The organism is Mucilaginibacter sp. GW821-FHT07G05, from assembly GCF_059418565.1.
Genome location: NZ_JBWKQC010000003.1, coordinates 246,438 through 268,620, shown reverse-complemented (window position 1 = coordinate 268,620; position 22,183 = coordinate 246,438). Strand labels below are relative to the sequence as shown.

General features: G+C 44.3%; 18 protein-coding genes. 7 read left to right on the top strand and 11 right to left on the bottom strand.

Annotated elements, in window-relative coordinates:
* Nucleotides 1-280: 280 nt before the first annotated feature.
* A complete protein-coding gene (locus tag AC07NA_RS09310) occupies nucleotides 281-754 on the bottom strand; it encodes a DinB family protein (RefSeq protein ID WP_494897327.1) in 474 nt (157 codons plus the stop codon).
* Nucleotides 755-875: 121 nt separating this feature from the next.
* On the opposite strand from AC07NA_RS09310, the gene AC07NA_RS09305 reads away from it, so the two are divergent.
* The 4 genes from AC07NA_RS09305 (at nucleotide 876) to AC07NA_RS09290 (ending at nucleotide 5,359) form a co-directional block, all read left to right on the top strand.
* Entirely contained in the window at nucleotides 876-2,756 is a 1,881-nt protein-coding gene (locus tag AC07NA_RS09305) for a DUF885 domain-containing protein (protein WP_494897326.1), read from the top strand.
* A gap of 205 nt (nucleotides 2,757-2,961) precedes the next feature.
* Nucleotides 2,962-3,612, top strand: a complete 651-nt coding sequence (locus tag AC07NA_RS09300; protein WP_494897325.1) for an autotransporter outer membrane beta-barrel domain-containing protein — start codon at nucleotides 2,962-2,964, stop codon at nucleotides 3,610-3,612.
* A 63-nt stretch (nucleotides 3,613-3,675) separates the two neighbouring features.
* A complete protein-coding gene (locus AC07NA_RS09295; RefSeq protein WP_494897324.1) occupies nucleotides 3,676-4,305 on the top strand; it encodes a hypothetical protein in 630 nt (209 codons plus the stop codon).
* A 316-nt stretch (nucleotides 4,306-4,621) separates the two neighbouring features.
* Nucleotides 4,622-5,359, top strand: a complete 738-nt coding sequence (locus AC07NA_RS09290; protein ID WP_494897323.1) for an EcsC family protein — start codon at nucleotides 4,622-4,624, stop codon at nucleotides 5,357-5,359.
* A gap of 57 nt (nucleotides 5,360-5,416) precedes the next feature.
* On the opposite strand, the gene AC07NA_RS09285 is transcribed toward AC07NA_RS09290, so the two are convergent.
* Complete coding sequence (locus tag AC07NA_RS09285; RefSeq protein ID WP_494897322.1) at nucleotides 5,417-5,878, bottom strand: hypothetical protein; 462 nt, start codon at nucleotides 5,876-5,878, stop codon at nucleotides 5,417-5,419.
* 267 nt (nucleotides 5,879-6,145) lie between these two features.
* Between AC07NA_RS09285 and AC07NA_RS09280 the strand changes: the two genes are divergently transcribed.
* The 3 genes from AC07NA_RS09280 (at nucleotide 6,146) to dapA (ending at nucleotide 10,763) form a co-directional block, all read left to right on the top strand.
* Nucleotides 6,146-7,555: an NHL repeat-containing protein gene (locus AC07NA_RS09280; protein WP_494897321.1), complete on the top strand. Its 1,410-nt coding sequence runs from the start codon at nucleotides 6,146-6,148 to the stop codon at nucleotides 7,553-7,555.
* Nucleotides 7,556-7,666: 111 nt separating this feature from the next.
* Nucleotides 7,667-9,682, top strand: coding sequence for an NAD-dependent DNA ligase LigA (ligA, locus tag AC07NA_RS09275; RefSeq protein ID WP_494897320.1), 2,016 nt, complete (start codon nucleotides 7,667-7,669; stop codon nucleotides 9,680-9,682).
* A 199-nt stretch (nucleotides 9,683-9,881) separates the two neighbouring features.
* Nucleotides 9,882-10,763, top strand: coding sequence for a 4-hydroxy-tetrahydrodipicolinate synthase (gene dapA, locus AC07NA_RS09270; RefSeq protein ID WP_494897319.1), 882 nt, complete (start codon nucleotides 9,882-9,884; stop codon nucleotides 10,761-10,763).
* 88 nt (nucleotides 10,764-10,851) lie between these two features.
* On the opposite strand, the gene AC07NA_RS09265 is transcribed toward dapA, so the two are convergent.
* The 9 genes from AC07NA_RS09265 to murD all read right to left on the bottom strand — a co-directional run bounded on the left by AC07NA_RS09265 (nucleotide 10,852) and on the right by murD (nucleotide 22,089).
* Nucleotides 10,852-11,031 (bottom strand): BF3379 family histone-like protein, encoded by a 180-nt coding sequence (locus tag AC07NA_RS09265; RefSeq protein ID WP_345212117.1) that lies wholly within the window; start codon nucleotides 11,029-11,031, stop codon nucleotides 10,852-10,854.
* A 334-nt stretch (nucleotides 11,032-11,365) separates the two neighbouring features.
* Nucleotides 11,366-12,604: an aminotransferase class I/II-fold pyridoxal phosphate-dependent enzyme gene (locus AC07NA_RS09260; protein ID WP_494897318.1), complete on the bottom strand. Its 1,239-nt coding sequence runs from the start codon at nucleotides 12,602-12,604 to the stop codon at nucleotides 11,366-11,368.
* 190 nt (nucleotides 12,605-12,794) lie between these two features.
* On the bottom strand, nucleotides 12,795-14,390 hold the full coding sequence (ftsZ, locus tag AC07NA_RS09255) for a cell division protein FtsZ (RefSeq protein ID WP_494897317.1): 1,596 nt from the start codon (nucleotides 14,388-14,390) through the stop codon (nucleotides 12,795-12,797).
* 126 nt (nucleotides 14,391-14,516) lie between these two features.
* A complete protein-coding gene (gene ftsA / locus AC07NA_RS09250) occupies nucleotides 14,517-15,863 on the bottom strand; it encodes a cell division protein FtsA (RefSeq protein WP_345212120.1) in 1,347 nt (448 codons plus the stop codon).
* Nucleotide 15,864: 1 nt separating this feature from the next.
* Nucleotides 15,865-16,719: a cell division protein FtsQ/DivIB gene (locus AC07NA_RS09245; RefSeq protein ID WP_494897316.1), complete on the bottom strand. Its 855-nt coding sequence runs from the start codon at nucleotides 16,717-16,719 to the stop codon at nucleotides 15,865-15,867.
* Nucleotides 16,712-18,067 carry a UDP-N-acetylmuramate--L-alanine ligase gene (gene murC, locus AC07NA_RS09240; protein WP_494897315.1) on the bottom strand — a complete coding sequence of 452 codons (1,356 nt, stop codon included), beginning with the start codon at nucleotides 18,065-18,067 and terminating at the stop codon, nucleotides 16,712-16,714. The genes AC07NA_RS09245 and murC overlap by 8 nt, the downstream gene beginning before the upstream one ends.
* A gap of 54 nt (nucleotides 18,068-18,121) precedes the next feature.
* Entirely contained in the window at nucleotides 18,122-19,231 is a 1,110-nt protein-coding gene (gene murG / locus AC07NA_RS09235; protein ID WP_494897314.1) for an undecaprenyldiphospho-muramoylpentapeptide beta-N-acetylglucosaminyltransferase, read from the bottom strand.
* A gap of 65 nt (nucleotides 19,232-19,296) precedes the next feature.
* Complete coding sequence (locus tag AC07NA_RS09230; RefSeq protein ID WP_494897313.1) at nucleotides 19,297-20,448, bottom strand: FtsW/RodA/SpoVE family cell cycle protein; 1,152 nt, start codon at nucleotides 20,446-20,448, stop codon at nucleotides 19,297-19,299.
* Between the two features lie 255 nt (nucleotides 20,449-20,703).
* Nucleotides 20,704-22,089 (bottom strand): UDP-N-acetylmuramoyl-L-alanine--D-glutamate ligase, encoded by a 1,386-nt coding sequence (gene murD, locus AC07NA_RS09225; RefSeq protein ID WP_494897312.1) that lies wholly within the window; start codon nucleotides 22,087-22,089, stop codon nucleotides 20,704-20,706.
* Nucleotides 22,090-22,183: the final 94 nt, after the last annotated feature.

Below are 22,183 nucleotides of genomic sequence, written 5' to 3'. Positions count from 1 at the left end.
GAGTCAAGAATATAGATTCCAGAAACAAGATTTGAACAAAGCTTATAAGAAAGAGTGTTCTTTCTATCGAAAGAACACTTAACCCCGACGCTCGGCTCCTGCCGAGTGTCAGCTATCCCGCGGCGTCCCGCCGCACCTTCACATTTATAATTTAGGCAAGCGGCTGGAGGCCGGGTAATAATGGACACTCGGCCGGAGCCGAGCGTCTGCGTCAGTTAGGATTTCCTTGCATATATCCTTTTATTTCTCTTGATTCCTGTCTCTTATCTCTTGATTCTAATTACTTCCATGCCCCCAGCATTCTCCTCACAGCGATGATCTCGCCGGTGTGGTAGGAATTATGGTCGGCAATTTGGAGGGCTTCGCGGAGTATGGTTTGGCCGGTGCCGTGTGGGATGGGCGCGTATATATCTACCGTTTGTATCAATTTCACAAATTCGTCAAGGTTTGCCTGTATCTCTTTTACCGTTTTATCCCAGGTGGCATCGTCTTTCGGGGCAGGGTCTTTAGGCCAGTAGTCATCGGGCCAGTTGGGTGATTCGTGGCTGCCATCTTTACTGAACTCCAGCATATCCCATTGCGCTATGCGGATGTGCTCAACCAATTGCCATATACTGTAGGGCATATTATCGGGCTTTACACCGCGCAGGTTGGCAGGCAAATCTTTTATAGCATCATCAAACGAGGCGTGGGCATTACCGCCCTGCAATAAATGTATCAATTCGTCAATAAGTGTTTTATGCTGATCGCTCATGGTTATTGTTTTTTAGGTAGATAACAAACTGTTGCGGAGTTGGTTTAAGTTAAATGGATTGATGGTTTTTTATTTCCTATAAATGCCTTAAGTTTATCCACATAAAATAAATTAATACCACGTGTATAAAAAACTATTCTTTCTTACGCTTTGCGGTATGGCCATGCTTATTGGCTGCAAAAAAGAGGGCGAAACCCAGTTAGCCCCAGAAAACAAGAACGACGCGGGTTTTACCACCTACGAAACTCACTTTCTGGATGCCATGTGGAAGCTCAACCCCGATTGGGCCACGGTATCTGGCTACCATAATTACGATAGCGTGCTGATCGTCCCTAATGATCAGTACAAGAAAAAGGTGATCGACTTCACCAAGCTTCACCTCGACTCGTTGAGTCACTACCCCGAAAATGAGCTTACGGTAAACAACCGGATGGATTATTACCTGATTGAGAATTACCTGCGCGGCACACAGTGGAGCGTACAGCAGTTAAAGGCGGGTGAGTGGGACCCAACCAGCTACAACATCATCAGCACTTTTGCCCATATATTGAACGAGCCTTACGCGCCGCTAAGCAAACGCTTAACCAGCTTTTATTATAAAATGGAAAATATTCCGGCTTATTATAAAGAGGCGCAAAAGCAAATCAAAAACCCGGTACCTGAGCTTACCGCACTTGCTGCCGACCAGCTAAACGGCGGTTTAAGTGTATTTGAGGATGACTTTGCCGATTCGTTAAAGAAAACCAGTATCGCCAAAGATCAGCAAAAACTGATGCTTGAACGAGCTAAACTATCGGTATCGGCTATTAAAGACTTCGCTGAATGGTTAAAGAACCTTAAGAACGATAAAGGCCGCAGCTTCAGACTGGGTAAAGATTTGTATGAGGATAAGTTTAAGAACGAGATAGCATCGGCAGGTTCGGCACAGCAGATTTTTAACGCGGCAGTCGAGCGCAAAAAATATGTGCATAAGCAAATGATCAAGCTGACCACACAGGTTTGGAGCAAGTACATGGCTGATAGGGTTATGCCGTCTGACTCGCTGGAGCAGGTTGCCTTGCTGATCGACGCGTTATCGGCCAAGCATGTTGAGCCGGAGAACTTTCAATCGGCCATTGAAAAGCAATTACCTAAGCTTACCGCCTTTGTGGAGGCTAAAGATCTGCTAACCCTCGACCCTACCAAGCCTTTGGTGGTACGTAAAGAGCCTGCTTACATGGCAGGCGTAGCCGGTGCATCGGTAACCTCACCTGGCCCGTACGATAAAAATGGCAAAACCTATTATAACGTAGGCAGCCTGGCCAGCTGGAACAAAGACAAAGCCGAAAGCTACCTGCGCGAATACAATGATTATACGCTGCAAATACTTAACATACACGAGGCTATCCCGGGGCATTACACCCAATTGGTATATGCTAACAAAGCGCCAAGCCTTATCAAATCTGTTTTAGGTAATGGCGCCATGGTTGAAGGCTGGGCCGTTTATGCCGAAGAAATGATGCTTGATGCAGGCTATGGCGATAACGCGCCCGAAATGCGCCTGATGTGGTACAAATGGAACCTGCGATCGGTATGTAATACCATTTTAGATTACAGCGTACACGCAGGCAGCATGACCAAAGAGCAGGCCATCGCGTTACTCACCAAAGAAGCCTTTCAGCAGCAAACCGAAGCCGAAAACAAGTGGAAGCGTGTAACCGTAAGCAGTGTACAGCTTACCAGCTATTTCACCGGTTACAAGGAGATAAAAGAACTTCGCGAAGCCTACAAAAAGAAAATGGGCGATAAATACCGCCTGAAAGACTTTAACGAGAAGTTTTTGAGCTACGGCAGCGCCCCGGTTAAATACATTAAAGAGGCTATGCTGGCAAAGGATAAAACGGAAGAAGGCAAATCATCGGGCGATAAAGAAGATAAAACCAAGGATGAAAAAGCACCGGAAACGAAACCGACCAAAGAAAAACCCGCGGCGGCCAAGCCCGCTGATGGTAAAAAAGAATAAAGCAAAACGGCTATCCCAAAACGGATAGCCGTTTTGCTTTTCATAAATACCGGTAAGCATCACCATAAAAAATAAGCAGCTGAATATGAACCCATTGATTAATAATGTAAAATAAACAGGTAAAACCGTTAAACCAATAGTGCCGAGGCAGTGTCATAAAGGCGTTTTTAACAAAAAAAATCAACTTAAACACGCAATTATCTTTATGAACAAGCGCTTCGCTATGCTCCTGCTGGGTTTTATCGCCTTTAAAACCGCCACCGCACAAACCGAAAAAGGAACTCAAAATTTAGGAGCAACCTTTGGTATCACAACAAGCAAAACAACTTATGATTATCCCGATGCTGCAACCGTAAACTACGATTACAAAAGCACCAATTACCAGATCATCCCTAACTACAGCTATTTTATTGCCGATAAGTTGGATTTGAACGTAAACGCGGGCTTCGCCTACACCAAAACAACTAATGATGCACCAAACGCTTCACCGGTAGAGCAAAATGGCAAAACCTGGTCGGCATCAGTTGGCTTGAGGAAATATTTTTTATTTGATAATAAGATTGGTATACGTACAGGGCCTTATCTTGGCTATTCGCATAATAATGCTAATTATTCTGCATTTGCAGGTACAAACAACGAATCAAATACAAAAACCCAAACTTATACAGGAGGCCTTAATCTTGATTTTGTTTTTTACCCGATAAAAAATATCGGACTGGCGGCCCGCCTTGCAGATCTTTCTTATTCACATCAGAGAATTAATACCTCATCAAACCCTACCAGTAAGGCAAACACGTTCAACTTCAGCGTTACAAACAATATACTCTTATCAGTTTACTATGTATTTGGTAAGTAAACACGTTCATATTCGCCCTACATCCTATCTCCTAACATCTTAGTCAACCTAATACATATTAACATGAACAAACATATTGTAGCGCTTGTACTCTGTTTTATTGCCTTTAAAAACGCAAGCGCGCAAACGGAAAAAGGCAGTCAAAACCTGGGCGCATCATTTGGTATTAATACCACAACATATACTACCGAAGGTTACGACAGCAAAACCAAAGGAACATCGTATAACATTAGCCCCAGCTATAGCTATTTTATTGCCGATAAATTAGACATAGGTACCTCATTAGGATATAACTACGCTAATACAGCAATAAAAAACACAGCTTCTACCACATCTAAGCTGATAAATAAAGGCATATCGGCTTCTGTTTTTATACGCAAATACTTTTTGTATGATAATAAAATAGGCATACGCACAGGGCCATACTTTACCTACATGCATGATAAAAGCAATACAACCAATGCTGATGCTATTTACAATTCATCTTACAAATCAAATACTTACAGAGGTGGTATAAATCTCGATTTTGTTTATTACCCGGCTAATAATATTGGTTTAGCCGCTAATTTAGGTGACATTACCTATGTACACCAAAAGCTTAAACAAACTAACACACCCGGAAGCAGCAATACATTTAGCTTACGTTTTATGGATAACCTGTCGTTGTCAATTTTTTACGTATTTGGCAAATAAGCAACCCTCCACCTAAATCTTGTACATATCAACCGGCGGGCTATAAACTTTTATAGCCCGCTGTTGTTTTTTAGTGTGGGATAAGAAAAAAGTTAAGAACGGTTCCTGTGGCAAAGCAAATCGCATAGCTAACTCACCCGGTCTACGCTTCGCTGGACCACCCTCTCTGCTGCGCAAAGAGGGAGGGATGAAAAGATAAAAAATTAATTTGTAAAACCCTCTTTACGCTTGCGTAGAGAGGGTCGACAAGCGAAGCGATGTCGGGGTGAGTCAATATTGATCAGTTATACTTATATTACAAAGCAAACAGCAGTAAATGACGGGGTACGAGCAACAGGCTTATATACAGCTACAGTTTTGGCAGCATAAAATGCAAAAAAAGCCATCTGCGGGCAACCGTATTGCCCGTGCCGTTCAAAATAAGATCAACAGTTTTATACCCGAAAAGGTGCATAATGCCATTACCGTAGCTATCGAAAAAATGGTAAAAGGCGTGTTATTCGGTGCTAAGCACACCACTGCCGAACCACGGGAGGATGCTTCCCTCCAGCTTCGCGAAGCATACATAAAAGAAAAAATAAGCTTTTACCAAAACACAGCCACTGTGGAAGGTGCCGTTACAGGAGCGGGCGGTATATTGCTTGGCCTGGCCGATTTCCCGGTGCTGATAGGCATTAAAATAAAACTGCTTTTTGATATTGCCGCGCTTTACGGGTACGATGTGATGGATTATAAGGAACGCCTGTATATCCTCTACATTTTTCAACTCGCCTTTTCCAGTCAGCAAAACCGTAACGAGGTATATAGGCTGATGGAAGGTTGGCAGGGTTACAGCAAATCATTGCCCGATGATGTTCAGGAGTTTGATTGGCGTACCTTTCAGCAGGAATACCGGGATTATATAGACCTCGCCAAAATGGCGCAGCTAATACCTGTTATAGGTGCCGCTGTGGGTGCTATCGCCAATTACAAGCTGATAGCCCAGCTGGGCGAAACTGCCATGAATTGTTACCGCATGCGCAAGATCAGTCCGCTGAAAATTATTACCGGATAAAACAAAAAGGCCACCCGTTTTGGGCAGCCAATATAGGTTGGTAGATGTAAGGTCGTATTATTTGAAAGCGTAACGGAAGCCAAGGCCAAAACGGGCAGGCTCAAAATCAGAACCATCGCTCAATTGTATAGCCGGGCGCCAGTCAAAGGTGATGCTTAACGGTGCAGATGGTATCTTATAATCTAAACCACCCACAGGGCGTAAAAAGAAGGTTGAACCTCCATCGTACAAAGCCACCTGCGGACCAACGCCTAAATACCATTTTAGTTCGCTGGCTTCTTTAAACGATTGATGATACTGGTAAAAACCACCGATCCAGGTAGCATCATTACCAAATAACAGGTCGCCCTGTATTACATCGTGCGAATTGAAAAAGTGTTTTACACTTGGACCTACAAGGGTTGAACCGTCGCCAAAATCAATACCCAAACCTAAAGCGGTTTTATAGCTCGATTGCGCGAAGGTGTTTGTTGCTGATAACGCTACGGTTAATATTGCTAAGAGAATAAGTTTTTTCATAAAAAGATAAAGTGTATAGATGAATAAATAGTCCACAAAAATCAATTATGATGCCATTATTGTCATTACACCGTCACACACGGTTGCCTTAAGATTAATTTATTTATATTTTAAAAATTATTATTTAATTAAAGCCGAGTGAACAGAATGCACTACACCTTTTTGTATGGCATTCTGTACAAAAATTGATGCAGATAATTTAACACGCGAGTTTGATACCGTATTGGCAATAATTAGTATTTTTAAAGCATTATAACTTTATCACAAATGAATTTTAAACTACCAACGCTGGCCATATTATTGGCCATAGCGGTTTGCGCTTGCAAAAAGAAACCTACTACAGAAGATCCAACACCTACCGATCCTGTAGAAACACAACAAGACTTTATTTATACCTGGGCCAAAGAGTTTTCGGCAGGTTCGTTAACTTTTAACCGTTTTACCTGCACCGATGCAGCCGGAAATTTATACGTAGCCGGAGGATTTGAATACACCGCCGATTTTGAACCCGGCCCGGGCGTACATCAAATAACGTGTAAAGGCGGTTCGGATATCTTCTTCGCCAAATATGATCCAACGGGCAAATTTATATTCGCAAAAAACATAGGTGGAGCCGGTTATGATTATGTGAGCGGTATGGTTGTTAATGCAGCCGGCAACATTTATATAACGGGCACTGTTAACGGCCCGACAGCTGACATGGATGGCGGATCGGGCGAGCATGTACTTAATTTACATGGCGAATACGATGATGCATTCGTTGCAGCATACACTTCCTCCGGAAATTATATTTTCAGTAAAAACATTGGAAATGATGAAAGCGATCATGCATTTTCAATAGCAGTGGATGCCAACGGAAACAGCATAATTGCAGCACAAAGCATAGGCGATGTATACTTTGACCCTGCAGATTCAACCGCGGCACTTTCAAATGCAGGCAGTTATATGTTGAAGCTAAACCCTAACGGGCACTTTGTATTCGCAAAAAAAATTGCCATCACAACAAACACGGCCTTTTCAGTAACGTTTGACGCTACAGGAAATATCTATACGTCAGGGTCATTCTATAACGAAACCTTACCGGAAAACTCACAAACAGATAAAGACTTTAATGCTGTCATTAAATTTGGCAGTTCGGGCCAGAAATTGTATACGCTAAAAAAGCAGCCCGGGTCATCTCGTTATCCCTTGTTGAATATACTGCCTAATGGCGATTTTTTTGTTTGTGCAAGAGACGAAACATGGCAAAAAATTTCCATAACAAAATACACCGCAAACGGCACTAAAGTATTAGATACCCAAATTGCCGCACCCGCAACACCAGATACACAGAGTATACAATTGTACTATATTACAACAGATTTTACAGGTAACTTATATATGTCGGGCTTTTTTAAAGGAACTGCTGATTTTAATAACAATAAAGTATTAACAAGTAATCGTCCGGAGGTTACCGATAATTTTATAGCTAAATACAATACCGATGGCAAATGTGTATATGCAAAGAAAATTATTATCTATGGCTCATTTGCTATTGATAATAATTTTAATATCCTGATGTCTGGTAATGTATATGGCACACAACAAGATGCTGATCCTGGTGAAGGAGTTCACAATTTAGTAACGTGCTGCAATATTAATACCGATCCGTTTATTGCGAAATACGCGCAAAAGTAAATAAGGTAGCTATTATATAACTGAAGCCTCCCCTGCTAATTGATACATTAACAGGGGAGGCTTTTTTATATCCCTTGCGCAGTGATTTGGTAAATTCCTATCTTCGTTGCTATGTCGTCCACCGAAGCTCAAAAACAAATTGCAGACCTTACTGCCGAACTTAAACAGCACAACTACAACTATTATGTGCTGGCCATGCCTACCATTGCCGATTATGATTTCGACCATAAATTAAAGCAACTGGCCGAACTGGAAAAGCAATACCCCGAGTTTGCCGATCCTAATTCGCCCACGCAACAGGTTGGCGGCGAGGTAACCAAAGAGTTTGTGAACGTGAGGCACAAATGGCCCATGCTATCGTTAGGCAATACCTATAACGAGCAGGAACTGATTGATTTTGATCAGCGGATCCGCAAGGCCATTGGCGACAACTTTGAATATGTTTGCGAGCTTAAGTTCGACGGGTTATCGATGAGCCTCACCTACGAGGGCGGCAATCTGGCACGCGCGGTAACCCGGGGCGATGGCGTGCAGGGCGATGACGTAACCACCAATGTACGAACCATCAACACCATACCCAAGCACCTGCACAAAGGCGATTATCCCGAACTATTTGAGATACGTGGCGAGGTTTTTATGCACCGCAAGGCTTTTGAACGCCTGAACGACGAGCGCATGGAGAACGGCGAAGTACCTTACGCTAACCCACGCAACTTTGCATCGGGCACTATAAAAATGCAGGACTCGGCAGAGGTGGCCAAGCGTCCGCTGGATTGCTTTTTGTACGGATTATACACCGATAAAACCCTTTTTAAAACACATTGGGAAAGCTTACAGGCCGTAAAAAGCTGGGGCTTTCATATAGATAACCACAGCAAACTATGCGGTAATATTACCGAGGTGCTCGAATTTATTAATGAGTGGGATAAGGAACGTTTCGGGTTGAGTTACGATATCGACGGCATTGTAATTAAGGTGAACAATTATTCGCAGCAGCAGGAACTTGGCTTTACGGCCAAATCGCCGCGCTGGGCCATATCCTATAAATTTAAGGCCGAACGTGTGGAAACCGAATTGCAGGCGGTAACCTATCAGGTTGGTCGTACAGGGGCGGTTACCCCGGTTGCCAATTTGAAACCCGTGCTGCTGGCCGGCACTACCGTTAAACGAGCCACGTTGCATAATGCCGATGAAATTGAGCTTCGCTTGCAATTGCACGAACACGATTGGGTGTTTGTTGAAAAAGGCGGCGAGATCATTCCGAAGATCATCAGTGTAAATTTAGATAAACGCAAGCCCGACGCGCAGCCTGTTAAATATATAACCCACTGCCCGGCGTGCAATACCCTGTTAGAGCGCAAGGAGGGCGAAGCCGCTTATTACTGCCCTAATGATGAAGGTTGCCCGCCGCAGATAGTAGGCAAGATGCAGCACTTCATAGGCCGCAAGGCAATGGATATTGATGGCCTGGGCGATGAAACTATAGAAACTTTGTATCAGCGCGGTTTTATCAGCCACATCAGCGATATCTACAAGCTATATGAGCGTGCCGATGAATTAAAACAGCTCGGTCGTTTCGGCGAAAAATCGATCAATAACATGCTGGATGGTATTGAAAAATCAAAGCAGATGCCTTTCGAAAAAGTATTGTTTGGTTTGGGCATACGCTACGTGGGCGAAACCGTGGCCAAAAAACTGGCGGCGCATTTTAAAAATATCGACAGGCTGGCTACCGCCGCTTATGATGAATTAATTACGGCAGATGAAATTGGCGACCGTATAGCACTAAGCCTCATAGAATACTTTAGCGGAGAAGTTCACCGCGAAGAGATTGAGAAGCTAAAGGCCTACGGCTTAAACTTTGTTACCGAAGAAAAGGAGCTGCAACTCGCCAGCGATAAACTGGCCGGAAAGAGCTTCATCATATCGGGTGTATTTGAAACCTACTCGCGCGATGAGCTGAAGGACATTATTGAACAAAATGGCGGCAAGATCCTCAGCAGCATATCGGCCAAACTCAATTACCTGGTAGCAGGCGACAATATGGGCCCCGCCAAACTCGAAAAAGCCAACAAACTAAATATCCCGATCATTAGTGACGCGGAGCTATTGAATCTTTTGTTGTAAGTTATTTCATTAGTTGTAGGTTGTGTGTTGTAAGTATTTGAACGAGTTGTAAATTCCGCGTCTATAGTTTGCAGTACCTTTACACCTACAACTTACAACACACAACCTGCAACTCTCACACAACCTAAAACAAAAAATTACCTTTTACACATTCGGCAGAATTGTCAAATTACTATCTTAGCAGCTTTTAAAAGTAAACATGAATAAATTTTTCGGAACAGGGGTTGCTTTAGTCACTCCTTTTCAGGCGGACGGGCAGGTTGATTTTGACGGGCTAAAAAACCTGATTGAATATTTGATAGACGGCGGGGTGGAATACCTCGTATCGTTAGGTACAACTGGTGAGAGTGTTACGTTAAATAAGGACGAGAAGAAGAAGATATTTAAGTTTACTGCCGAAACTGTTAACGGCCGCTTGCCATTGGTAGCAGGCATTGGCGGTAATAATACCGCCGAAATAGTTGAACAGGTAAAAGAGTTTGATACTACAGGCTACGATGCCATACTATCGGCAAGCCCATACTATAATAAGCCAACCCAGGAAGGCATTTACCAGCACTATAAAGCCATTGCAGAGGCTGCACCATTGCCTGTGTTATTGTACAATGTGCCGGGCCGTACAGGCAGCAACATCAGCCCCGAAACTACCATCAGGCTGGCTAATGATATTAAGAACATCATCGGTATTAAAGAAGCATCGGGCAACTTTGATCAGTTTAACCAAATACTGCGCGATAAGCCGGAGGATTTCCTGTTCATCTCAGGTGATGACCCGGTTACCTTACCAATGGTGGCTATGGGTGCGGCAGGGGTCATTTCGGTGATCGGCAACGCGTTCCCACGCCAGTTTTCGGATATGGTACGCCAAAGCCTGCAAGGCGATTTTAAAACCGCGCAAAAAGGCCACTTCAGCCTGGTAGATTTTACCCGATTAATGTTTGTAGAGGGCAACCCGGCAGGTGTTAAAACCGCACTGAAACATTTAGGTGTATGCGGTGATACAGTAAGGTTACCGCTGGTACAGGTAAGCAGCAAAACTGCCGACCTCATAATTAAAGAAACCGACAAAATAAAGGGATAAGCATCCCGGTAAATTATAAAAAGAAAACCCGTCCTCTGTGAGAAAGGACGGGTTTTCTTTTTGGTCAGTTTTTAAAAATATCTATGAGTTAAGCTCCGGTATTTTTAGTCTCCTGAACTTCCAAACGGATAGCTTGAGCTAAGTTTTTAAGATCTTGCAAACCTTTACGCAAACGTGTTCCCGCAGCGCTGTTGCCTTTTGTGTAAAACTTGTCGGCATCCGCTTCCAGCGATGCAACAAGCTCTTTTACTTCGTTAAATTTTTTCATTTAGGTTACTCCTTTAAAATTGATGAGTTTAATTGTTTTACTAAAAGCTAATCTAAAATTGTTTTTAATCAAAAAAAAATTTTTATGACACAAAAACAACTTTAAACACCTATTTTTTTCCACAATTAAGCCTATAAGTGGCTTGTATATACTTATAAGTAGATTTTACTTAATAATTCATATAGTTGGCCGCTCATCCCAATTATTAAAAGCCCACATAAACACCTCAAATTAAGCAATGTGGAAAACAATTTCATCCGCACAAAAACACACCTTTAAATGTAGATACATCATACATTTAAAAGCCGCTACGTAATTTTTGAGGGGTATTTTGCTATGCTACGTTTTGCTCTTTATACAACCCGGCTTTTAGCTTCTCGCCCATTTCGGTATAGGCATCCAGCGTATGTTGTACATCTTCCATACTGTGTACCGCAGTAGGTATTAATCGCAGTATGATCAAGCCTTTTGGCACCACCGGGTAGATGACAATAGAGCAGAATATACCGTAGTTTTCGCGCAGGTCGCGGGTTAGGGAGGTGGCCTCGTAAAGGTCGCCTTTAAGATAAACCGGGGTAACCATGGTATTGGTGTTACCAATGTCGAAACCGCGCTCTTTAAGGCCCTTTTGCAGCGTTAAAGCTACCTGCCATAATTGCTCACGCAGTTGCGGTTGCGAACGCAGCAGCTCGAAGCGTTTACGCAGGCCCAGCACCATTGGCATAGGCAAGGCCTTGGCAAAAGTTTGCGAGCGCATATTGTAACGCAGGTAATCGATGATCTGCTTATCTGAAGCCACAAAAGCGCCTATGCCGGCCATTGATTTGGCAAAGGTGCCGAAGTAAACATCAACACCGTCAACACAGTTTTGGTGCTCGTGCGTACCGGCACCGGTTTCACCCATGGTACCCAGGCCGTGCGCATCATCAACCAATAACCTGAAGGTATATTTATCCTTTAGTTTTACTATCTCTTTCAGCTTACCCTGCGTACCCGTCATCCCAAAAACACCTTCGGTAATAACCAGTATGGCGCCGCCGGTTTGGGCTACTATGCGCGATGCCCTTTCCAGTTGCTTTTCGCAGCTATCAATATCGTTATGCTGGTAAACAAAGCGTTTACCTATATGCAGGCGTACACCATCAATAATGCAGGCATGCGCTTCGGCATCGTATACGATTACGTCGTTACGATCAACCAGCGCGTCAATTATCGATACCATGCCCTGGTAGCCGTAGTTAAGTAAAAAGGCAGCCTTTTTGCCTACAAAAGCAGCCAGGTCCTTTTCCAGTTCTTCGTGGTGAATGGTATTGCCCGACATCATGCGGGCACCCATCGGGTAAGCCATGCCATAATCGGCAGCGGCTTGCGCGTCGGCCTGTCGTACTTCGGGATGATCGGCAAGACCGAGGTAGTTATTGAGGCTCCAAACTATATGTGGTTTGCCGTTAAAATTCATGTGAGGACCGATACTGCCCTCCAGTTTAGGGAATGAGAAATAGCCGTGCGACCATTTTTGGTGCTGACCGATTGGCCCGCCCATGCTTTTGGTGATTTTATCGAATAGATCCAACGTAGTGTGTAATTATAATACTTGCAGCAGGCCTGGGGCAACCCGTTAGTGGTATAGCAGGTTAAGCTTACAACAAATTGTTATGTTTAATAATACTATACAAATATAGCTTACTTATGTACGTATAACTAAAAAGCCCCTGCAATGTTTTTTTGCAAGGGCTAAAGGATATAAGTTTTGGGTTTGGATGTTAGTCTACATTATCATGCAGGAACGAGTTGTTGTTCCTGATCTCGGTTTTGCCCTGATCATCAGGCAATAATGAGAAACGCGAAATCTGGCTTTCGTCAGATGCAGGTGTTTGCTGCAACGCTATCTCTTTACGCCTGTATGCCGGTACATTTTCCAACTCCTGTATATTACCAGCCCTAAGCTTCATGCTCAAATCTTTCAAGCGCATAATACGCTCGCGCGATTTGCGCAATTGCTCTTCCATTGATTCATCTGTTTTATTGTCATCAGCACCAACAACGGGTATTGGCTCCGGTTCAGGCTCGGGCTCCGGGGCACGTGGCGCTACGGGCTCAAACTGCATTACTGATTCTGTTACCTTAAAAGTAAAGTCGGCAGTATCAGGCTCGGCAGATGCTGAAGGCTCTTCGGGGCTAAGCGTATGCCTAACCACGCCCTGGCTCTCTTCGGTACGGGTACCAAACAAATCAAACAATCCTGTTTGTTTAGGCTCGGCGTTAGCTTTCATGTAAGGCTCGGCAACGGCATCAGCTTTAACCGGGTTAATAAACTCATTAACCGGTTTTACCAAAGGCTCATTGTCAGGCATCAGCATAGAAACTACTTTCTTGTTGCTGATCTCTTTCTCGCGCTCATCTTTAGTTTGGAAACCTGTAGCTATGATGGTAACCGATAGCTTATCACCCAAATTATCATCTTTACAGTTACCCCAAATCAGGTCGGCAGCAAGGCCCGCTTCTTCCTGTATGTAATCGGTAATAATACTTACCTCATCCATGGTAACCTCTTTATCGCCCGAGCTGATGTTAAGCAGGATGTAACGTGCGCCTTCAATCTCGTTATCTTTCAATAACGGCGATGCCAAAGCGCCTTCCACCGCTTTAAGGGCACGGTTCTCGCCTTCGGCAGAGCAGCTACCCATTATAGATACGCCGCTGTCTTTCATAACAGTGCGTACGTCTTTAAAGTCAACGTTGATATAACCCGGCAGTGTAATAATTTCGGCAATGCCTTTTGCGGCAGTGGTCAAAATATTATCGGCCTGCGCGAATGCCGATCCTAAGGTTAAGTTACCAAAGATCTGGCGAAGCCTGTCGTTTGATATTACCAGGTAAGAGTCAACATATTTTTGCAGTTCGCCCATACCCTCTTCGGCCTGCATTTTACGGCGTTTGCCTTCAAATGAGAACGGGGTGGTAATTATACCTACAGTTAATATATCCAGTTCGCGTGCTGCCTTGGCAATTATAGGGCTTGCGCCTGTACCGGTACCGCCACCCATACCTGCCGTAATGAACAGCATTTTGGTGTTTGTACCAAGCATTTGCTTAATATCATCGATATTTTCGATAGCAGAGTTTTTACCTACTTCGGGTATTGAGCCCGCGCCCATACCTTCGGTTAAACTTGCACCTAATTGTACTTTATTTGGTATAGGGCTTAACTCAAGCGCCTGCGCATCGGTATTGCAAATTATGAAGTCTACACCGGTAATACCCTGCCTGTACATGTGGTTTACCGCGTTTCCCCCGCCGCCGCCAACACCAATTACTTTGATGATAGACGACTTTTCTTTTAACATCTCAAACTGCATATTCCTTGTTTTCAGTTAAATGTGACTTAACGATCAGTTAGATTTCGCTAATGTAATATTATACTTTTTTCAACAATGTTTTTCCACAATTGTCAATATTGTGGAAAAATTATCGTTTGTGAACAATTACTTCAGGAAATCCTCATCCTTAATGTCATCCTTAATAAACTTCTTACCACTCTCTAATATCTTGCTGAAAAGGCCGTATTTCTTATCCTCAGAGGCAAACTTAACTTTCTCGGGCTTGGCCTCGGGCGCGGTGTGTGTAATGTTGTTGTATTCCATTTTCTGGATACCTTTTATCAGCAAACCAATACCTGTTGCAAACGTTGGGCTTTGCAGCTCTTCGTACACATTTTTAGGCAACACCTCGTTTTTAGCCAAATGCTCGTTAGGGTACCCCACGCGGCAATCAAGGCCTGTTACGTACTCTACCAGCTGGGTTAAGTGTTTCAGCTGCGCGCCACCACCGGTGATCACTATACCTGCTATCAGTTTCTTTTCGTAGCCTGATGATTTTATTTCGTAGTATACGTGCTCAATGATCTCTTCCATACGGGCCTGTATTACGTAGGCCAGGTTTTTAACGGAGATCTCTTTTGGCTCGCGGCCACGTAAGCCCGGTACGCATACAATTTCGTTCTCTTTGTTCTCGTCGGCTAAAGCAGAGCCAAAACGCACTTTCAACTGCTCGGCAATGTTACGCATTACTGAACAACCTTCCCTGATATCCTCGGTTACACTGTTACCGCCAAATGGAATAACGGCCGTGTGACGAATGATACCTTCGTGGAAGATGGCCACATCGGTAGTACCACCACCAATATCTACCAATACCACACCGGCTTCTTTTTCCTCATCGCTTAATACCGATTCAGATGATGCCAACGGCTCCAGTATCAGCTCCTGGCTTTCCAGATGCGCTTTGTTAACACATTTAACAATATTTTTGATAGCCGTAACCTGGCCCGATATAATATGGAAGTTGGCTTCGAGCCTAACACCTGCCATACCAATAGGGTCTTTTACGCCCGGCTCGTTATCAACCGTAAACTCCTGCGGCAATACGTGGATGATCTCCTCGCCCGGAGGCATTACCAGGTTGTACATATCTTCTATCAGCTTATCGATATCCTTGCGGGATATTTCGCTTTGCAGATCGCGGCGGGTTATCAAACCACGGTGCTGCAAGCTTTTTATATGCTGACCGGCAATACCTACATTCACAATCCTTATCTCAACATTAGATTGTGTTCCCGCTATATCAACCGCCTGCGTAATACCCTGTACTGTTTTATCAATATTTGAAACCATACCGCGCGTTACACCGGCAGATTCCGCTTTACCCGTACCTAATACCTCAATTTTACCGTTTTTGCTGCGGCGGCCAACAATGGCGCATATTTTAGTAGTCCCGATATCCAATCCTACTACGATTGGCGAACTTTTTTCTTGTGATAAACCTTTGTCCATTTTATTGTTGCTTTATTTGAGATGTATCTTTTTTGACTTTTGTTGTATCAGGTTTAACAGTACCGGCGCTTTTAACTACCGAATCTGTTTTAATGCCTATTACCTGATCGGCATATTTAATGTTGATGGTTTTGTATTTATCCCATCCTACTTTTGGCAGCGCCTGCTTATAAAATACCAGCAGGTTCTTAAACCTTACTTCCAGCGAATCGGCATCGCCCAGCAATATGCGCTGGTTGCCTACGCGCGGTATCAGTTCAATCTCACGGTCCTGGTTCACGTAGATTTGCGCTATCTGCGCATCCCACAACGAATCGCGCCTGATGAAGTCGGCTGTTTTGTACAGCGACATCGCCAGGTTTGTGTGCAGGGTATCAACCCGGTTTGAGAACAGCTCATCGATGTAACCATTGGCCGCCAGTACCCGCGCGGTAAAATTGCGCGACAGCGGCATTTTAAGCCCGTGCTGATCAACATAAAAATCCTGATCGAAACGGTTCAATATGCGCAATATGGGCTGGCGCTGGCTTATCTCCACCTTTATCAACCCATCCATATCGGTATATACCTTGGCAAACTCAATAAATGGATTTGCCTTCAGTTTGTTTTCCAGATCGTGAATGTTGATATCATCCATTTTACGGCCCACCAGCGCGTGGCTGCTTACCTGCAAAATGTTATCAACTTCCTGCTGATCTATAAAATACTGGCTGCCGGGTATGTACACCTTTACTCCGGTGCATACGGTTTCGGCCTTTTTAACTTCAATAAAACCCATAAGTACCACCAGGCCACCCAGGCAAATTACCCAGGCAAAACCCACCAGAATGCGGTTAATTATGCGTTTTTTATCCATGCTGCAATGCTTGTTTTAAGGGTTGCACCAACTGATCGATATCGCCTGCCCCTACTGTTAAAAGTAGTTCAGGTTTTTCATTCTTTATTATTTCAACGGCTTCTTCTTTTCCACATTTCCGTTTATTCCACAATTTCATCTTACTGAGTATCAGTTCAGAATCAACACCGTCAATAGGCAGCTCGCGTGCCGGGTATATATCCAGCATCAGCAGTTCATCAGCCATATCCAACACTTCGGCAAAGCCATCGGCAAAATCGCGCGTGCGGGTAAACAAATGCGGCTGAAACATCACCGTAAGCTTTTTGGCCGGGTATAGTTTTTTTACCGATGCTATGGCTGCCCGTAACTCTTCGGGGTGATGGGCATAGTCGTCTATATAAATGTGCTCGTCGTTCTTTACAATATACTCGAACCTGCGTTTTACGCCGGTGAATGATGCCAGCGCTGTTTTAACCGCATCGGGCGATACGCCTAAGCGAAGCGCTACTTCAGTCGCGGCCACGGCATTTTCTATATTGTGCAGGCCCGCTATCCCCAGCAAAATATCGCTGATCAGGGTGTCGCCATTCCTGAAATCGAAATAGAAACTGCCATCTTCTATCCGGATGTTTTGCGCTACCGCATCGGCCTCATTGGTGATGGAATACGTGCGACCATCCAATAACGGTAAGCCTTGTTTATGGATCAGTATACCACCCTCCTTTATCTGCGAAGCAAACAGGTTGAACGATTCGGTCAGCTGCGAATGATCGCCGTAGATATCCAGATGATCGGCGTCCATTGAGGTAATAATGGCCACATCGGGGTGCAGGGTAAGGAAAGAACGATCATACTCATCGGCCTCCACTACCACGATATTGCTATCGCCAAACAGTACATTGGTTTGGTAGTTGGATGATATGCCACCCAAAAACGCAGAGCAATCAATACCCGAAGCTTTAAGCAAATGCGCTACCAGGCATGAGGTAGTGGTTTTGCCATGTGTACCTGCTACAGCCACCGTAAACCTGCTTTGGCTGATCAATCCCAGCACCTGCGACCGCTTGAACAGTTTAAATCCCTTACGGGTAAAAAAGTTAAGAATGGCCGAATCTTTAGGGATAGCCGGTGTATAAATAATGAGCGTACTGTCATCAGGCTCATGAAAGTTCAAGGGCACGCAGCCCTCGTTATCATCAAAAGTGATGCGTATGCCTTCGTTATGCAGATCGGAAGTAAGATCGGTCGCCGTTTTATCGTAACCGCAAACAATGCAACCCAAATGGCAGAAATAGCGTGCAAGGCCGCTCATGCCTATGCCGCCAATACCTACCAGGTACACACGTTTTATGTTGCTTAATTCCATTTGTTACTCTCTTTTAAAATAAGGCCCCCGCTTTTGGTGGAGAGGGCCTTTGATTTAATTGTTAATTGTTATTTGGATAACTTCTTTAGCTATTACTTCATCGGCATTGGGCATAGCCAACTTGCCAATGTTGTCGCTTAATTTCTTTTGTTTTTCTTTATCGTTCAGCAACTCTATTGTTTTATCAACCAGTTTTTCGGCGGCATCACGGTCGGCCACAAATTTGGCGGCGTTTTCCTGTACCAATGCCAGCGCGTTTTTGGTTTGGTGGTCTTCGGCCACGTTAGGCGAAGGCACCAGTATCACGGGTTTCTTCAGCACGCACAGTTCGGCTATAGTGCCCGCGCCTGCCCGGGATATGATCAGGTCGGCAGCGGCATAAGCCAGGTCCATACGGTTCAAAAACTCGGTTATTTTTATGTTAGGGTGATAATTTTCGCCCAGTTGCTCAATTATACCTTTGTAATAAGTTTTACCGGTTTGCCATATTACCTGTATATCGGCAGCAATAAATTTATCTAATCCGGCTTGTATACTGTTGTTAAGCGTACGGGCGCCCAGGCTACCGCCCAGTACCAATACCGTTTTTTTATGCGGCGATAATTTAAACAGTTCAAGCGCCTGCATGTGCTTACCGGCAGTATTCACCGAATCGCGGCGGATAGGGTTACCTGTTTTCAGTATCCTGTCGGCAGGGAAAAACTGCTCCATGCCATCAAAGGCCACACATATTTTTTTGGCCTTTTTACCCAGCCATTTATTGGTGATACCCGCGTAAGAGTTTTGTTCCTGTATCAGCGTTGGTATGCCTTTCAACGATGCCGCGTACAATAGCGGACCGGAAGCGTAACCACCCACGCCCACTGCCGCATCGGGTTTAAAATCTTTTATAATTTTAAGCGCGGCACGCACACTGTTGGCCAGCTTAATAGGGAACATGAGGTTCTTCAATATCGACCCACGTTGTATGCCCTGTATGCTTAACCCTATAATTTTATAACCCGCGGCAGGCACCTTCTCCATCTCCATACGGCCAAGGGCGCCCACAAACAATATTTCGGTAGCAGGATCAAGCTTTTTTAATGCATTAGCAATAGCCACAGCCGGGAATATATGCCCCCCTGTACCACCACCGCTTATGATTATTCTTTTTCCTGATTTCATCGATTCAATATTTTGATTACACTGATACTTTCATTTGCACATCGGCACATTTGCCTATCTGCACATTAAACAGCTACTTCCCTTATCTCGCCCACTACTACTTTTTGCGGGTCTTCAATATCGCGGCTTACCGATAGTATGATACCAAAGGCTAAGCTGGTGAACAATATTGATGTACCACCCATACTTACCAGCGGCAAGGGCACGCCCGTTACCGGGCCTAAACCTACCGCGACCGCCATATTGGCGAAGGCTTGTATGGTTAAACTAAAACTTAAACCCGCCGCCAGCAAAGCGCCGAACGCCTTGGGTGCCTTGGTTACTATCTTGATGCACCGGTATAGCAAAAACAGGTAAATAAGCGCCAGCGCAAAGCCGCCTATAAAGCCGTACTCCTCAATAATGGTAGCATATATAAAATCCGAATACGGGTGCGGCAAATAATTACGCTCGGTACTGTTACCCGGTCCTTTGCCAAACACCCCGCCTGTTGCAATGGCAATTTTGGAGTGATCTGCCTGAAATGATTTATCCGGATCGGCTTTTTCGGGGTGCATGAATGCTTCTATACGTGATATGTATGTTTGGCGGCGACCACCAAACATCATTACACCGGCCAACAGTATTACACCTGCCAAACACACCAGTGAAATTTGCTTGATGCTGATACGGCCAATGATCAGTAACAGGATACTCACACCGAACAACATTATAGCGGTAGATAAACCTGCCGGCGCGATCAGCACGAACACGATACATACCGAACCCATGATAGGAATGAACGATTGCTTTACATCCTTAATATTTTCCTGCTTGCGCGATAGGGTACGTGCCAGGTAAGTGATGAGCGATAGCTTAGCCAAATCGGATGTTTGGAAGGTTAATCCCGTACCGGGGATAGCTATCCAACGACTTGCATCATTCACGTGGCTACCGAATACCAACGTATATAACAACAAAGGAATGGTAATGATCATCAGCAACTTTGAGATACCGGCATAATAACGGTAATCGAGTTTATGCGAAATATACATTAGCGCGATACCGGCAAATACCATAGCCATGTGCTTCATCAGGTACGACTCGGCACCGGTATTATGCTTGTAAGCAATAGTACCCGTTGAGCTATATACCGCCAGCAACGAAATCATAGAAAGCACTATGACTATAAGCCATATCCAGCGGTCTCCTTTGGTGTTACTGAGTATTCTGTTCATTACTTCTATTATTTTTTGTGATTTCACCGATTTGTGGTGATTTCACCGATTATATTCTTTTTGTGATTTCACCGATTTGGCAGTGATCTCACCGATTATTTTAACTCACCCGGTCATCGCTTCGCTTGACCACCCTCTCTGCTGCGCAAAGTTTTTGTCATTCGGCATTTTGTCATTAGTCATTAACCTTTCCGACTTTTGCCTTTCTGCTTTCTCCTTTTACCTTTCTGCTTTAACCTTTCAGCTCCTCAAAAACTACAGTTCCTTCACCGCGTCTTTAAACTGCTGGCCGCGATCTTCGTAATTTTTGAACAGATCGAAGCTGGCACATGCCGGTGACAGCAACACGGTATCTCCTTTTTCTGATAGATGGAAAGCCACCTGAGCGGCTTCCTGGGCCGAACCTGTGTTTACTATTACTTCCACATCGTCTTCAAAGGCATCGTGTATGCGTTTATTGTCTTTACCGAGGCATACAATGGCTTTTACCTTTTGCTTTACCAGGTCTTTAAGCATACTGTAATCGTTGCCTTTGTCTACGCCGCCTAATATCAGTACTACATCGGTAGTCATGCTTTCTAAAGCGTACCAGGTAGAGTTTACATTGGTAGCCTTTGAATCGTTTATAAAGCTGATGCCCGATATTTTGGCCACAAATTCCAAACGGTGCTCAATGTTCTTAAAGTTGCCCATACTCTCCCTCATCGTTTCATTACGTAACTCTAAAACCTTGGCAACAATGCCCGATGCCATAGAGTTATAAATGTTGTGCTTCCCTTGTAAGGCCAGTTCTTTAATTGACATTGTAAAATGTGCTAATGTTGTGTTTATGACAATATTGTCGTTTTCGAGATATGCTCCCGGTTGTATTTTCTGTTGGATGGAAAATGGCAGTTGCTGCGCGGCAAAACTGCGGTTCTCCATACCTTTTATGGTTTCGGTATCATCAGCGCAGTAGATAAAATAATCCTCCGCGGTTTGGTTTTGCGTAATGCGGAATTTTGATGCCGCGTAATTTTCCAGTTTATAATCGTACCTGTCTAAATGATCGGGCGTAATATTCAGCAACACGGCTATATCCGCCTTAAACTCATACATATCATCAAGCATAAAGCTGCTTAACTCCAGCACGTAATGATCAAACTTTTCGGTAGCCACCTGATAAGCAAAGCTGTTACCTATGTTTCCCGCCAGACCAACGTTCAGGCCCGCGTTTTTAAGGATATGATAGGTAAGGCTTGTAGTGGTAGTTTTACCGTTTGAGCCTGTTATGCATATCATTTTTGCATTGGTATACCTGCCTGCAAATTCTATTTCAGATATTACCGGAACGCCCTGCTCCCTTAGTTTTTTAACTATTGGCGCCTTGTCAGGAATCCCCGGACTTTTCACCACTTCGGCCGCGTTCAGTATTTCGGCTTCGGTGTGCTGCGCTTCTTCAAAGCGGATATTCCAGTCGAGCAGTTGCTTCTTGTATTTATCGGCAATAGCCCCAAAATCCGACACGAAAACATCATACCCCTGCTGTTGGGCAAGGTATGCCGCCCCAACACCGCTTTCGCCGGCGCCAAGTATTACAAACCTCTCCCCGGTTTTAACCGAAGTGGTGCTTGTAGTGGCAGATGTATTGTTTTCGTTCATAGTTATTTGTTTGGGATTTCACCGATTTAGGGGTGATTTCACCAATTATTATTCTTTTGCGATTTCCCCGATTTGGGATGATTTCACCGATTAT